13 protein-coding genes are annotated in these 13,600 nt (G+C 66.1%); 5 read left to right on the forward strand and 8 right to left on the reverse strand.

The window, feature by feature from the left end; all coding sequences use genetic code 11:
• Positions 1–68: 68 nt before the first annotated feature.
• The gene (locus DOM54_RS17525; RefSeq protein WP_110717565.1) at positions 69–695 is read left to right on the forward strand and encodes an N-carbamoylsarcosine amidohydrolase; all 627 of its coding nucleotides are present in this window, start codon (positions 69–71) and stop codon (positions 693–695) included.
• A gap of 151 nt (positions 696–846) precedes the next feature.
• Here DOM54_RS17525 and DOM54_RS17530 read toward each other — a convergent pair whose 3' ends face one another.
• Positions 847–1,338, reverse strand: a complete 492-nt coding sequence (locus DOM54_RS17530) for a MarR family winged helix-turn-helix transcriptional regulator (protein WP_110717657.1) — start codon at positions 1,336–1,338, stop codon at positions 847–849.
• Between the two features lie 380 nt (positions 1,339–1,718).
• Between DOM54_RS17530 and DOM54_RS17535 the strand changes: the two genes are divergently transcribed.
• From DOM54_RS17535 to DOM54_RS17545, 3 genes are all read left to right on the forward strand, one after another.
• A complete protein-coding gene (locus DOM54_RS17535; RefSeq protein WP_110717566.1) occupies positions 1,719–3,974 on the forward strand; it encodes a xanthine dehydrogenase family protein molybdopterin-binding subunit in 2,256 nt (751 codons plus the stop codon).
• Between the two features lie 61 nt (positions 3,975–4,035).
• Positions 4,036–5,007, forward strand: coding sequence for an XdhC family protein (locus DOM54_RS17540; RefSeq protein ID WP_110717567.1), 972 nt, complete (start codon positions 4,036–4,038; stop codon positions 5,005–5,007).
• Positions 4,997–5,608 (forward strand): nucleotidyltransferase family protein, encoded by a 612-nt coding sequence (locus DOM54_RS17545; protein ID WP_110717568.1) that lies wholly within the window; start codon positions 4,997–4,999, stop codon positions 5,606–5,608. The genes DOM54_RS17540 and DOM54_RS17545 overlap by 11 nt, the downstream gene beginning before the upstream one ends.
• 13 nt (positions 5,609–5,621) lie before the next feature.
• Here the strand turns inward: DOM54_RS17545 and DOM54_RS17550 are convergent, their stop codons facing one another.
• Positions 5,622–5,993 (reverse strand): diacylglycerol kinase, encoded by a 372-nt coding sequence (locus DOM54_RS17550; RefSeq protein ID WP_110598641.1) that lies wholly within the window; start codon positions 5,991–5,993, stop codon positions 5,622–5,624.
• Between the two features lie 236 nt (positions 5,994–6,229).
• Between DOM54_RS17550 and pip the strand changes: the two genes are divergently transcribed.
• On the forward strand, positions 6,230–7,186 hold the full coding sequence (gene pip, locus DOM54_RS17555; RefSeq protein WP_110717569.1) for a prolyl aminopeptidase: 957 nt from the start codon (positions 6,230–6,232) through the stop codon (positions 7,184–7,186).
• 79 nt (positions 7,187–7,265) lie between these two features.
• On the opposite strand, the gene DOM54_RS17560 is transcribed toward pip, so the two are convergent.
• From DOM54_RS17560 to DOM54_RS17585, 6 genes are all read right to left on the reverse strand, one after another.
• Positions 7,266–7,718, reverse strand: a complete 453-nt coding sequence (locus DOM54_RS17560) for a hypothetical protein (RefSeq protein WP_110717570.1) — start codon at positions 7,716–7,718, stop codon at positions 7,266–7,268.
• 239 nt (positions 7,719–7,957) lie between these two features.
• The gene (locus tag DOM54_RS17565; protein ID WP_206019139.1) at positions 7,958–9,154 is read right to left on the reverse strand and encodes a M20 family metallopeptidase; all 1,197 of its coding nucleotides are present in this window, start codon (positions 9,152–9,154) and stop codon (positions 7,958–7,960) included.
• Entirely contained in the window at positions 9,142–10,560 is a 1,419-nt protein-coding gene (locus DOM54_RS17570) for a M20 family metallopeptidase (RefSeq protein ID WP_110717571.1), read from the reverse strand. Before DOM54_RS17570 ends, DOM54_RS17565 begins: the two co-directional genes overlap by 13 nt.
• A 59-nt stretch (positions 10,561–10,619) precedes the next feature.
• A complete protein-coding gene (locus DOM54_RS17575) occupies positions 10,620–11,663 on the reverse strand; it encodes an ABC transporter ATP-binding protein (protein ID WP_240613954.1) in 1,044 nt (347 codons plus the stop codon).
• Positions 11,660–12,661, reverse strand: coding sequence for an ABC transporter ATP-binding protein (locus tag DOM54_RS17580; RefSeq protein WP_240613955.1), 1,002 nt, complete (start codon positions 12,659–12,661; stop codon positions 11,660–11,662). The genes DOM54_RS17575 and DOM54_RS17580 overlap by 4 nt, the downstream gene beginning before the upstream one ends.
• On the reverse strand, positions 12,661–13,596 hold the full coding sequence (locus tag DOM54_RS17585) for an ABC transporter permease (RefSeq protein WP_110717573.1): 936 nt from the start codon (positions 13,594–13,596) through the stop codon (positions 12,661–12,663). The genes DOM54_RS17580 and DOM54_RS17585 overlap by 1 nt, the downstream gene beginning before the upstream one ends.
• Positions 13,597–13,600 lie beyond the last annotated feature (4 nt).

Raw genomic sequence — 13,600 nt, forward strand, 5'->3', positions numbered from 1 at the left:
CAGGCAAGCCCGCGGCCGGGCTGGCCTGCTTTCCGCTATTCGTGAAGCCCATTCTCAAGGGGGTCGTCATGTCTGAATCCGCCGCCAGCAACTACGCCGGCGTCTGGGGCAACCGCATCGGCTTCGGCCACAAGGCTGCCCTGCTGGTCATCGATTTCATGAAGGGATATACCACCGAAGGCGCGCCGCTCTACGCCCCGGGCGTGGTCTCCGCCGTCAAGATAGGCGGTGAGCTGTTGCAGGTCGCCCGCGAGACCGCGACCCCGATCATCCACACCAATATTCGCTATCAGCCTGGCAGCTTCCAGGATGGCGGCATGTGGGTGAAGAAGGCCCCGGTGATGCGGGACATGGTCGAGGGCAACCCGCTGGCCGAATTCTGCGCCGAGGTGGCGCCTCGAGACGACGAGCTGGTCGTCACCAAGCAGTACGCCAGTGCGTTTTTCGGTACCTCGCTGGCGCCGACGCTGCATAGCCAGGGAGTCGATACGCTGATCGTGATCGGCTGCTCCACCAGCGGCTGCGTGCGGGCCACCGCCGTCGATGGCGTGCAGCACGGGTTCCGCGTCATGGTGGTCCGCGATGGCGTCGGTGATCGACATGAAGGGCCGCACGAGGCCAACCTGTTCGACATCGACAGCAAGTATGGCGACGTCATCGACAGCGACGAGGCCATGGCGTGGCTCAAGCGCTGAGAAACCCATGTCGAACGCCACGGCGCTCGTCCCGGGAACCGACGTGCCTGCCCCGGGATACGAATGGACTTGCCTCGAGAGCTCGAGACCGACACCGCCGCGGATCCAGATCGAGCGGTGTCGCTCGGTGACCGGCCGTATGGAGGGGTTATCACTCCTCCGAGGCGTTCATCTTGTCCAGCAGGTGCATGAGCGCCACGCGCTCGGCAGGATTGAGCTTGCCCATCGTCATATCGGAGATACGCTTGGCTCGCGGCACCATCGTCGCGACCAGCTCGCGCCCGGCCAGCGTGATGTCGACGATCACCTTGCGTTGATCGTTGGGATCGGATGACAGCGATATCCAGTCACGCGCCTTGAGCCGCTTGATCACGCCGCGAATGGTAGCGGGGTCGATGGCCGTCGCCTTGACCAGATCGGTGAGCGCGCTAGGGCCGTTGTCCATGATCGTGCAGAGCGTGACGAACTGTATGGCGGTGAGCTGTTTGTCACAGCTCTGGCTTTGGAAGATCGCGGTATGCCGCTGATAGGCACGCCGCAGCAGATGGCCGACCTGCTCGGAGAATTCGTAATCCTGCTGGTGGGGCGTCGCGGCGGCGTTCGGGTCCACTTCATCGACGGCATGACCGAAGGCATTCGACATGATCTCACTCTCCAAGCACCATCCTCCAGGCCTCGCCCAGCCGCCACCGCCCGCCGGGCATCGTCGATTTGCATCGCGGCGGCGGGCGCGGCAAGCAGGGAAAAAGCGCAGAGCGAGGCTGTGATTTTAGGTGTAGTCGCTGTAATTTCTGAGAAAAATACTACACCATTTGGTCAAATTTCATCCACCCACAAACCGAAAGAATCGCCATTCAACTGTTTTTCATGAATTAATTACCAGCTGATGGCGAGACAGGAAATCATCGACGATCGCAGTAACAGTGTCTACGTGCATTTCTACGCGAAATGATTGACTCACCGGCTCGCCAGCCAGCCTGTTTCCGGTGGAGACTTTCCCTACAACAACAGAGGCCGTGCGGCATGACGTCGACTTCACTCCCCACTCGCGAGCATCTACTGCAGGGCACCGACATGCTGGTGGTCTATCGCGCTCCGGTGATACCGCCGAAGCCCGCTCCCGGCCAGCCGGGCACACGCTCCGATTTCATCCCCACCGAGCCGGAGCTGTTCATCGCCCTGCTTGCCGATGGCCGCTTCCTCGCCTTCAACGGCCACGTCGACCTGGGCACCGGCGTCCGGACTGCGCTGACGCAGATCGTCGCGGAGGAACTCGATGTCGATGTCGAGCGCGTCATCATGGTATTGGGCCATCCGTTCGAGGTGCCGAATCAGGGGCCGACCATCGCCAGCGCCACCATCCAGATTTCCGCCGCACCGCTGCGCTGCGCTGCCGCCCAGGCCAGGCAGTACCTGCTGGCGCGGGCCGCCCGGCGCCTCGACATACCGGCGCAACAGCTGCAGGTGGAAGACGGGATCGTCTCCGTGACTCCGGGCGATGCCAGCCGAGGGCTGCGTTACGAGTCACTGCTGGCCGGCGAGCGCGTCGCCCTCGAGCTCGACACCGAGATACCGACCAAGGCGAGCCGTGACTACCGGGTGGTGGGACGCAGCACGCCGCGGGTCGACATTCCCGCCAAGGCCAGCGGCGAGTTCGTTTATGTCCACGATGTTCGCCTGCCTGGCATGCTGCACGGGCGCGTCGTGCGACCACCTTACGCGGGGCATGATCTGGGCACGTTCGTCGGTCGCAGCCTGATCGAGGCCGAGGAGGCGTCTGTGCGAGACCTGCCGGGTTTCGTTGCCCTGATCGTCAAGGGGGATTTCGTCGGTGTCGTGGCCGAGCGGGAAGAGCAGGCCGCGCTCGCCGCCAAGCGCCTCAAGGTCCGCTGGCGTCCACTGCCGGCACTTCCCGATCTCGACGATCTGGAGACCGCGCTGCGCCGCCAGCCGGCCGAACATCGCCCGTTGCTGCAGCAAGGCGACGTCGATGCGGCGCTGGCCACGGCATCGACGGTACTCGAGCGCACCTACCTCTGGCCCTATCAGTTGCACGGCTCGATCGGCCCCTCCTGTTCGGTCGCCGATTATCGCGACGGCTATCTGACGCTTCATTCCGGCACCCAGAATCCGCACAGCCTGCGTGCCGATATCGCGACGCTGCTGGCCATGGACGAAAGCCGTATCGAGATCCGCCGCCATGAAGCGGCCGGCTGCTACGGTCGCAACTGTGCCGATGACGTCGGCGCCGACGCCGCGCTGCTGTCGAACGCCGTGGGCCGGCCGGTGCGCGTGCAGCTGGATCGCGCTCAGGAACATGAATGGGAGCCGAAGGGAACCGCGCAATTGATGGATATCCGTGGCGGCAGCGACGACGACGGCAAGCTCTGCGCCTATGACTTCGTGACTCGCTACCCCTCCAACGACGCCCCGACACTGGCCCTGCTGTTGACCGGTGCCAGACAGCCCAGCGACGTACCTTTCCAGATGGGGGATCGAACCTCGGTGCCTCCTTATCGCTACCCGCACCTGAGAGTCGCCTGCGACGATGTCGCGCCGATCGTCCGAGCCTCCTGGCTACGCGGAGTCTCGGCCCTTCCCAACTGTTTCGCTCACGAGAGCTTCATCGACGAACTGGCCGAACGCGCCGGCGTCGACCCGGTGGAATATCGGCTACACTACCTGGAGCCGCGCGCGCAGGCGCTGGTGGCCGCCGTTGCCGAGCGGGCCAACTGGTTCGACCGACCGCCGGCAACCGCTGTCGGCGATGGCTGGTCCGAGGGCCATGGTTTCGCCTATGGCCACTACGTGCACAGCAGGTTCCCGGGATTCGGCGCGGCCTATGCCGCCTGGGCAGTGACCCTCCAGGTTCATCGCGATAGCGGCCGGATTCGTGTCGTGCGCCTCACGGTGGGCCAGGATGCCGGGCTGATGATCAATCCCGCCGGCGTGCGCCATCAGGTTCACGGCAACGTCATCCAGACCCTGAGCCGAACGCTGAAGGAGTGCGTGAGCTTCGAACGGGGCCTACCGGTCAGCCGCGAATGGGGTGGCTATCCGATCCTGCGATTCGACGAACTGCCGCTCATCGATCTGCTGCTGCTCGACAATGCCGGCGAGGCGCCGCTGGGCGTGGGTGAATCCACGTCACTGCCCGGGGCCCCGGCCATTGCCGCGGCGCTTTTCGATGCCACCGGCGTCCGTTTTCGCGAGCCCCCCTTCACCCCGGAGCGGGTGCGGTCGGCGTTGGCTTCGGCAGGGTCGACGGTCGCCGCCTGATCCGGTCACCTCACATCGCGGCCAGGGATGGCTCAGCTCTCAGGAAGGAACGACGCTCCTCATGCAACATCTCGATCTTCAGGTACTCGACGCGGCGCTCGAATGGGCCAACGACGGCGAGACGATCTGGTTATGCAGCGTACTGGCGACGTTCGGCTCGTCACCGCGCGAGCCGGGCTCGATGCTGGTCGCGAAAGCGGACGGCAGCCATGTCGGCTCGCTCTCCGGTGGCTGTATCGAGGAGGATTTCCTCGGCAGGATCGCCGAGGGGCATTTCGGCGATGCGCTGTCGGTGGTGCGCTACGGCGAAGGGGCCGACGAATCGCCCCAGGTCTCGCTGCCCTGTGGCGGGATTCTGGATGTGCTCGTCGAACGTCTGACGCCGGATGCCGAGACCCTGACACATCTGGAGGTGCTCCATGCCACCCTGCTCGGTCAACGCTCGCTGGTGCGCCGGATCGACCTGGCGAGCGGGCGCAAGCGCTTCATCGAAGCCGGCGAGAACGGCCCCCGGGTCGAGCGCGACGGCGAGGTCATCCACCTTCGCGTGGGGCCGGCGCTGCGCCTGATCATCGCCGGAATCTCGCCGGTTTCCCGTTTCTGCGCCGAATTCGCCCGTGCGCTGGGCTTCGAGGTGATCGTCTGCGATCCCAGGGAAGAAGCCCGGCGCGATTTCCCGATCGCGGGGATCGAGCTGCAGTCGGTGCTGCCGTCGCTGTTCATCGGCTCCGGCGCCGCGCATGCCGCCACTGCCATTGTCGCGCTGACCCATGACCCCCGGATCGACGATCTGGCCATGATCGAAGCCGTACGCACGCCGGCGTTCTACATCGGGGTGATGGGATCGAGGCGGACGTCCGAAAAGCGGGCCGAACGCCTCAAGCGCTCCGGCGGGCTGGATGACGACGCCATCGCGCGCATCCAGATGCCGATCGGGCTGCACCTCGACAGCAAGACGCCGGCCGAGATCGCCCTCGCCGTCGTCGCCGATGTGCTCCGCGTGCGGCGCGGCAAGTCACGCCATGAGCTCTGACCCCCAGCCCGACTCGCCAGCCGTCGTGGCACTGGTGATGGCGGCCGGTGTCTCCCGGCGCTTCGGCGGCGACAAGCGCCGCGCCACGCTACCGGATGGTCGTACCCTGCTGGCGACCACGCTGACCACCGTCGCCCTGGCCTATCCTCGCTGGTGGCTGGTCACTCGCCCGGAGGACGACCTGGAGCTGGGTGAGGCGTTCGATCCCGCCCGGCACCGACGGCTGGTCTCCGCCCAGGCACGGCACGGCCTGGGCGGGAGCCTGGGTGACGCGTTTCGCCATCTGATCGCCGAGGGCGACACGGCGACCGCCGCCGCCGTGGTACTGGCCGACATGCCGTGGCTCAGTGTCGCCACCTGTGCCCGACTCCAGCGGCATGCCGATGCCGAGCATATCGTCATTCCCAGTCACCGTGGCAGGCGCGGCCACCCGGTACTGTTCGGGCGACGTTTCTGGCCGACACTGGCCGCACTGGAGGCGGGCGACGGCGCCAGGGCCGTGGTGCAGACCAACCGGGAGGCGGTGTCCGTCATCGATGTCGACGACGACGGCATCTGGCGGGATATCGATACGCCGCAGGACTTGCCCGAGCCGTCGTGAGCGGCGGGCCGGGTCAACCGAAGAACTTGTCCCAGGCCAGCAGGCCCCAGGTCACCGCCGCCATGCCCAGCGCCAGCATCACCGCCGCCGAGCCGATATCCTTGGCCCGCCCGGAGAGTTCATGGTGTTCCGGCCCAATCCGGTCGACCACTGTCTCGACCGCGCTGTTGAGCAGCTCGACGATCAGCACGAAGATGCAGCTACCGACCAGTACCAGCCACTCGACGGGGTTCTTGCCGATCCACCAGGCAAAAGGCACCAGCACGATGCAGAGCGCCACTTCCTGACGAAAGGCGGTCTCGTTGCGGAATGCCGCCACCAGCCCCTTCAGTGAGTATCCGGTGGAGTAGATCAGGTGGCGAAAACCGGTATCGCGAGATTTCATGGATGTCCGTTGCAGTCGGGTTGCGACTGCCCTCTAACGTGACCGAGTATCGGCGCGCTGCCGTGTATAGGCGACGATGGTAGCAGAGCCGCATGCCGACATCATCGCTGTTGCGCAATGCGCTCCACGCCTGGAGCCCGGGGCGACGCGGGAGGTGGCTGGCCCATGGGCCGCCCGGCCTTTATGCTGGCACGACACCATTGCGATGCCGCATCACGTTGACAACAGGGTCAATCATGTCCGAATCCAACCCGCTCTATCCTGCTCTCGAACCTCACGCCAGTGGTCACCTGGATACCGGTGACGGCCACCAGGTCTACTGGGAGCGCAGCGGCAATCCGAACGGCAAGCCGGTGGTCTTTCTCCATGGCGGCCCGGGTGGCGGCTGCAAGCCGATCCACCGCCAGCTGTTCGACCCCGCGCGCTACGACATCCTGCTGTTCGATCAGCGCGGCTGTGGCCGTTCGACACCCCACGCCAGCCTCGCCGACAACACCACCTGGCACCTGATCGAGGACATGGAGCGCCTGCGGGAGATGATGGGTGCCGAGCGGTGGCAGGTGTTCGGGGGCTCATGGGGATCGACGCTGGCACTGGCCTACGCCGAGCAGCATCCGGACCGCGTCAGCGAACTGGTGCTGCGCGGCATCTTCACCATGCGCCAGCAGGAGCTCGACTGGTTCTACAAGCATGGGGCTCGCAACATGTTCCCCGAGAAGTGGGAACGGCTGGTGGAGATTCTGCCCGAGGCGCAGCGTGACGATATCATTCCCGCCTTCCACGAGCGGCTCATGGGCGACGATACCGAGCGCCAGCTCGAGGCCGCCCGACGCTGGAGCGTGTGGGAGGGCGAGACCTCGAAGCTGATCCCCGTCGATGCCAGCGATTCCCACGCCGCCGATCACTTCGCCCTGGCCTTCGCCCGGATCGAGAACCACTATTTCACCAACAAGGGCTTCTTCGAGCGCGACGATCAGCTACTGGCCCAGGCCGATCGACTGGCGGGCATCCCCGGCGTGATCATTCACGGCCGCTACGATATGGTCTGTCCGCTCCAGAACGCCTGGGATCTGGCCAAGGTGTGGCCGGACGCCAAGCTGGAGATCATCGAGGCGGCGGGACACGCGTTCAGCGAACCGCAGATCATGGCCGCGCTGGTACGGGCAACCGATCGATTCGCCGACCGCCCCTGAAGCGGGGTCGCGGAGCATAACCGTGAAACGCGAACCGCGGGAAACCACGAGTTTCCCGCGGTTCGCGAGCCGTGGCGACTCAGTTCTGGGGACGTTGCTTGGTGGCGTCGAGCCCGGTCTTCTTCTCGGTGGTCAGCTTGGTGATCTCGGCGGAGCTCTTGATGGCGCGGTCGAAGACATCCTTCAGGTCGGCCATCGTGCCGGTGCTTCCCAGGGCACCATTGGCGGCATCCTGGAAGTTCCAGTGACCGGACAGGCCATCCGCGTTCGGATTGTCGAGGGTCTCGATGGCGGTATAGACGTCGGGATGGCTCAGCATATAGCTGGCGGCCGCAGATACCTCCGGCGGCGTGTTGCCGCTGGTATCGTTGGCCAGCGCCTCGAGATCGCTCTTCCACACCGCGCCACCGTGATCCTTGACGTAGTCCGCGAGGATCTTGCTGGACCGGGCGACGGTGAGTTGATCTTCGAAGGAAGAGAAGGAGGACGGCTGGTTGGCGGGACTGTTGCCCGTCGGCGTCACGGTAGACATCGGCTTTTTCCCTGGCAGAAGGTTCGTTTTGATGATTGTGGCGCGGCTCGATGACATCGGCATGAACCTGGCGCGTTCTGCGAGCTCCCGTGCGCCGGGAACCAACCCGATTATGAAACGCCGCAAGCGCCACGAGGGGGCCGAAACGTGTCATTGATCGACACAATGAAAACGAACCGTCATCGAAGGTAACCCAATGATACGTTTCGCCACCTGGCGAACCGGCGGCGCGCCGTCGTTCAGGCGGTCCCCCTCTCCTCGCAGGCGAGATCGATGATCGTCGCCGCAACGGCCTGGGCCCTCGGCACCAACGTCTCGAGACGGCAATACTCCTCGTCGGTATGCATCTTGGCGCCAACCGGGCCGGTGCCGCACAGCGTAGGGATGCCCAGGCTGGCAGTGGTCCCGGCGTCCGAGCAGCCGCCGGTGAACTCGCCCTCGACATGGAACCCGAGCCGTTCGGCCTGGGCCCGGTAGCGCACGAACAGGGCCTCGCTCATGGCAGGCTCCATCGGCAGGAATCCTGAAATCTGGCGGATCGTCGCCCGCGTTCCGGGAACCTCCTCCTCGGCGATGATCGCCTCGATCGCCGTCAGCAGATCCAGGCGCTGCTGATGGGTGACGAAGCGCGTGTCCAGTTGAGCCGTCGCCGAAGGGGCCACGGTATTGCGCGAGATACCGCCCTCGATCAAGCCGACATTGGTGGTCACGCCACCATCGTAGTCGGTCAGCGCATGGAGCTTGACGATCTTGCGCGCCAGCGCCTCGACGGCACTGGCACCATCGGCGTGGCTGACACCGGAATGGGCCGCCTTGCCGGTCACTTCGATCAGGAAGGCTGCCCCGCCCTTTCGACCGGTGACGACATTGCCACTGATCCTGCCGGGTTCGGCGTTGAGCACGGCTCGTGCACCGCTGGCGGCTTGGCGAATGAAGGCCGTTCCGTCGCGGGAACCGATCTCCTCGTCCGCCGTGAACAGCGCCCGCACCGGGAACGGCAACGGCGCCACCCGCTTGAGCGCCCGCAGCACGAAGATATTGAGCACCAGTCCCGATTTCATGTCGGCGACACCGGGACCGAAAGCGGTGTCGCCGTCGCGGGTGAAGCCGCGCTCGGCAACCGTTCCCGTCGGGAAGACCGTATCGCGATGCCCCATCATCAGCACGTGACCGGCGCCTGCATCGCTGCCATCACCCTCCAGCCGAGCCTCGAGGATATCGCCGGCGTCCGGGCGCGGCGTGCGCGTCACCTCAATCCCGTCGGCCTCCAGCCACTCGACGATGACATCCGCCACCGCATCGGTACCGGCCTTGTCGTAGCTGTTGGAGTCGATATCCACCAGTCTCTGCAGGCACTCGATCATCGCCACCTGCTGCCCGGCCAGCCACTCGCAGGCCGTGGCCGTGATCCTCTCCGCGTCGTTCAGCGGTGCCATCGTTCACGCTCCTTCTTGATGTCTCGACCCTGCTCGGCCAGATCCCACCATAACCCGGCCATGATACCCAGACCTTCCCGCAGAATGCTCGCCAGGGCGTGCTCGTCGGGGGCGTGCTGGGAGCAGGCCGGGTAGGAGTGCGGTACCCATAGCGTCGGCAGCCCCAGCGTCTCGGCAAAGACATCGTTGGGCAGTGAACCGCCCAGGTTGGGCAGCAGCGTCGGCGACTTGCCGCTGGACTCGCGCATCGATGCCAGCGCCCAGCCCACCCACGGGTCCGTCGGGTCGAGTCGGGTGGCGTTCATCTGCGACATCCGCGCACTGCTGACCTCGATATCCTCGAAGCCGTGGGCATCCAGATGTTGGCGCAGATGCTCGAGGAAGCGCTCGCGGTCACTGCCGACGACGAAGCGCAGCTGGCAGTGCGCGTAGGCCTCTCCAGGAATGGCATTGGCCGGCGCCTCCGGATTGCCGGCCTTGATCGCCAGCAGCTCCAGGGTGTTCCAGCCGAACAGCCTTTCCGCCGGCAGCAATTCCGGTTCGCCCCAACTCGCATCGATCGCCGGGTCCCCCGGTGTCGCCCCGACCTCGAGTGAGGCAACGGCGTCACGAACCGGCGCAGGAATCGCCGGCGGGCGCAGGCCCTCGATCAGGATCCTGCCGTGGGCATCGACCAGCGTCGCCCAGGCATTGGCCAGCCGGGTGGCCGGGTTGGAGAGCACCCCGCCCCAGTTGCCGGAGTGATGGGCGCCGTCGCGGGCACGCAGGCGCAGGTCGAAGTTGAACGAGCCGCGGGAGCCGAGAAACAGCGTTGGCGAGTCCGCCGCCAGGCGCGGACCATCGGAGGCGATGAACAGATCCGCCGCCAGGCGCTCGCGGTGGGCTTCGCAGACCGCCTTCAAGCCCGGTGATCCGGTCTCCTCGCCCATCTCCAGGATCAACTTGACGTTGTAGCCCAGCCGGCCATCGCGCGCCTCGATGACGCTCTTCAGCGCCGTGAAATTGAGCGTGTGCTGCCCCTTGTTGTCGGCGGTGCCTCGGCCATACCAGCGCTCGCCCTCGACCACGATCTGCCACGGCGAAAGCCCTTCCCGCCACTGTGTGTCGTAGCCGCGCACCACATCGCCGTGACCATAGGTGAGCAGCGTCAAGGCCGCGTCGACCTCGATCCGCTCGGCCAGCAGGAAGGGCCCGAAGCCGCCGACCGGGTTGTCGACGATCTCCCAGGTGAAGCCCAGCTTTTCGATCTCGGGGATCACGAAGTCGGTCAGGTAACGGCGCAGTTCGCCGTCGCGACCCGCTTCCTGGCTTTCGCTACGCACGGCGATACGGGCGTCGAGTCGATCCAGGAAGTCGCCGCTGTCGAAGGCGTGCCAGGCGTGTTGCAGCGCTTTTGCTCGCGCCATGAATCTCTCCTCGTTGAATACGAACAGGGGTAACGGGCTGTCAGTCACGAAGGCCGGGCTCAAGCGAGATGACAGGCCACACGAGTGCTATCGTCACGAAACGCCTCCAGCCGCGGCCGTTGCTGTCGGCAGATCGCCTGCGCCTTGGGGCAGCGCGGGTGAAACGCGCAACCGGCGGGCGGATCGCTCGGGTCGGGCATGGTATCGCCCAGCCCGATATCCGGCACGCCCAGTCCCGGCTCCGGGGTCAGCGCCGAGTCCAGCAGTGCCCGGGTGTAGGGATGGCGTGGGGCGGCGAAGATCTGCTCCCGCGTTCCCTCCTCGACGATACGCCCCAGGTACATCACCGCGACCCGATCCACCAGATGCTCGACCACGGCCAGATCGTGGCTGATGAACAGATAGGTCAGCCCGAACTCGGCCTTGAGATCCAGCAGCAGGTTGAGGATCTGGGCCTGGACCGAGACATCCAGCGCCGAGGTCGGCTCGTCGCAGATCACGATGTCCGGACGCATGATCAACGCGCGGGCGATGGCCACACGCTGGCGCTGGCCGCCAGAGAGCTGGCCTGGGAACTGGTCGGCGGCGCGGCGCGGCAGCCCGACCACATCCAGGGTCTCGGCGACGCGTGCCGCCTGCTCGCGGGAGGTGCCGATGCCGTGCACCTGCAACGGCAACCCGACGATCTGGGCGATCCGCTTGCGCGGATTGAGCGAGGAGTAAGGATCCTGGAAGATCGGCTGGATGCGTCGCGCCAGCGCTTTCTGGCTGGCGCCCCGCAGCGGCCTGCCATCCACCAGCACGTCGCCCTCGCTCGGCGTGGTCAGCCCCAGCAGCATCTTGGCCAGGGTGCTCTTGCCGCAGCCCGACTCGCCCACCAACCCCATGACCTGGCCGCGCGGAATCCGCAGCGAGACATCGCTGACGGCGCCCAACGCGCGTCCGCGCCTGAACAGCCCGCCGCCCAGGGTGAAGGTTTTCGACAGTCCGCAAAGCTCCAGCGCCGGGGTCGGCGATCGCGAGGTCCGGGGCGACATGGACGCAGAGGGCATTGTTCGTGAAGGGCGGGAGTCGGCGACCCCGGTGGTCGAATGTGCGTTCATGACATCGTCTCCGGTTGACGCGGCGCCGGTACCGGCCGGTCGGCGTAGTGACAGCGGGCCCGGTGATCGCCCGGCAACGACATCAGCGGAGGCGTGCGCTCGCAGGTCGGTTGGGCCTGCGGACAGCGATTGCGGAAGGCGCATCCCTCGACATCACCGACGAGACTGGGCACGACACCGGGGATCGCCTGCAACCGGCTGCCGGGGGGTGTCCTGCCCGGCGTGGGTATGCAGCTCAATAGCCCGCGGGTATAGGGGTGTCCGGGGGCGGCGTAGAGTGCCGGCGTCGGTGCGGATTCGATCACCTCGCCGGCGTACATCACCGCCACCCGGTCGGCAATGCGCGCCACGACACCGAGATCGTGAGTGATGAAGATCACCGCGGTTCCGAATTCCCGCTGCAGCTCTCGCAGCAGGCGCAGGATCTGCGCCTGGATCGTCACGTCGAGGGCCGTGGTCGGCTCGTCGGCGATGATCAGGTCGGGTTCGCACATCAGCGCCATGGCGATCATGACCCGTTGGCGCAGCCCGCCGGAGAGTTGGTGGGGGTACTGGTCGAGGCGATCTTTCGCGGCGCTGATACCGACCCTCCCCAGCAGATAGATCGCCCGCTCGCGCGCCTCCCGCCGGCTGACGCCGCGGTGCCGGATCAAACCTTCGCAGAGCTGGTTGCCCAGGGTGTAGGCCGGATTCAGCGCGGTCATCGGCTCCTGGAAGATCATCGCCATCCGCGCCCCGCGCAGATCGCTGCGACGGCGTTCGGAGAGCGTGGTCAGATCGGTCCCGTCGAACTCGAGACGGTCGGCACTGAGCCTGGCCTTGCGCGGCAGCAGCCCCATCAGGGCCAGCGAGGTCATCGACTTGCCGCAGCCGGACTCCCCCACCAGGCAGAGCATCTCGCCGCGCTCGACATGAAAGTCGATCCCGCGCACGGCATGCAGCATGCCCGCCTCCACCGGCAGGTCGACACGCAGGTTGTTCACGTTCAGTAGTGGCATCAGTTGCGTCCTCCCGGGGCGTTGAGATCCCGCAGTCCGTCGCCGAGCAGGTTGATCGCCAGTACCAGCACGAACAGCGCGATACCGGGAATCGCGATGACCCAGGGCTGGAAGAACATGTAGGCCTTGCCCTCGGCGACCATCAGTCCCCACGACGGCAGCGGCGGCTGTACCCCCATGCCGAGGAACGACAGCGTCGCCTCGAGCAGGATCGCGTGGGCCATTTCCAGGGTCATCACCACGATCAGCGAGCCGGCGATGTTGGGCAGCACTTCGCGCAGCAGGATATAGGGCAGCGAGCAGCCCAGCGTGCGCGCTGCGTAGACGTATTCGGCGTCGCGCATCTGCTGGGTGACCGAACGCGACACCACCGCGAAGCGGTCCCACAGCAGCAGGCCCAGCAGCACGATCACCGTGGTCAGGGAGCCGCCGGTCAGCGATGCCAGCGCCAACGCCACCAGCACCACCGGCATCGCCAGACGGGTGGTGATGATGTAGCTGACGACCGCATCCACGCGGCCACCGAAATAGCCGGCCAGGACACCCAGCGTGGTACCGATGACACCGGAGATCAGCGCGACCACCAGCCCGATGGTCAACGAGATGCGAGTCCCGAACAGCAGCCGGCTCAAGGTGTCGCGGCCCAGCTTGTCGGTGCCCAGCACATGCGTCCACGAGCCCTTGTCGTGCCACACCGGCGGCACCATCCGGTTGGCGATGTCCTGGTGATAGGGGTCATGCGGGGCCAGCAGCGGCGCGAAGATGGCGATCAACACCGCCAGCGCGACCAACACCAGCCCGATCGCCAGCCCGCGATGGCCGAAGACCCGGCGCGTCACCCGCGACCAGGCCGGGGCCGGCAATGGAATCTCGCCGCCGAAGACAGCGGAACTCGCGGCTGAAGAAGCGCGAGGCGAAACATGGGAAGTCGTCATGTCA

This window comes from Salinicola acroporae (assembly GCF_003206615.1).
In the GTDB taxonomy this organism is placed as follows: Bacteria; Pseudomonadota; Gammaproteobacteria; order Pseudomonadales; family Halomonadaceae; genus Salinicola; species Salinicola acroporae.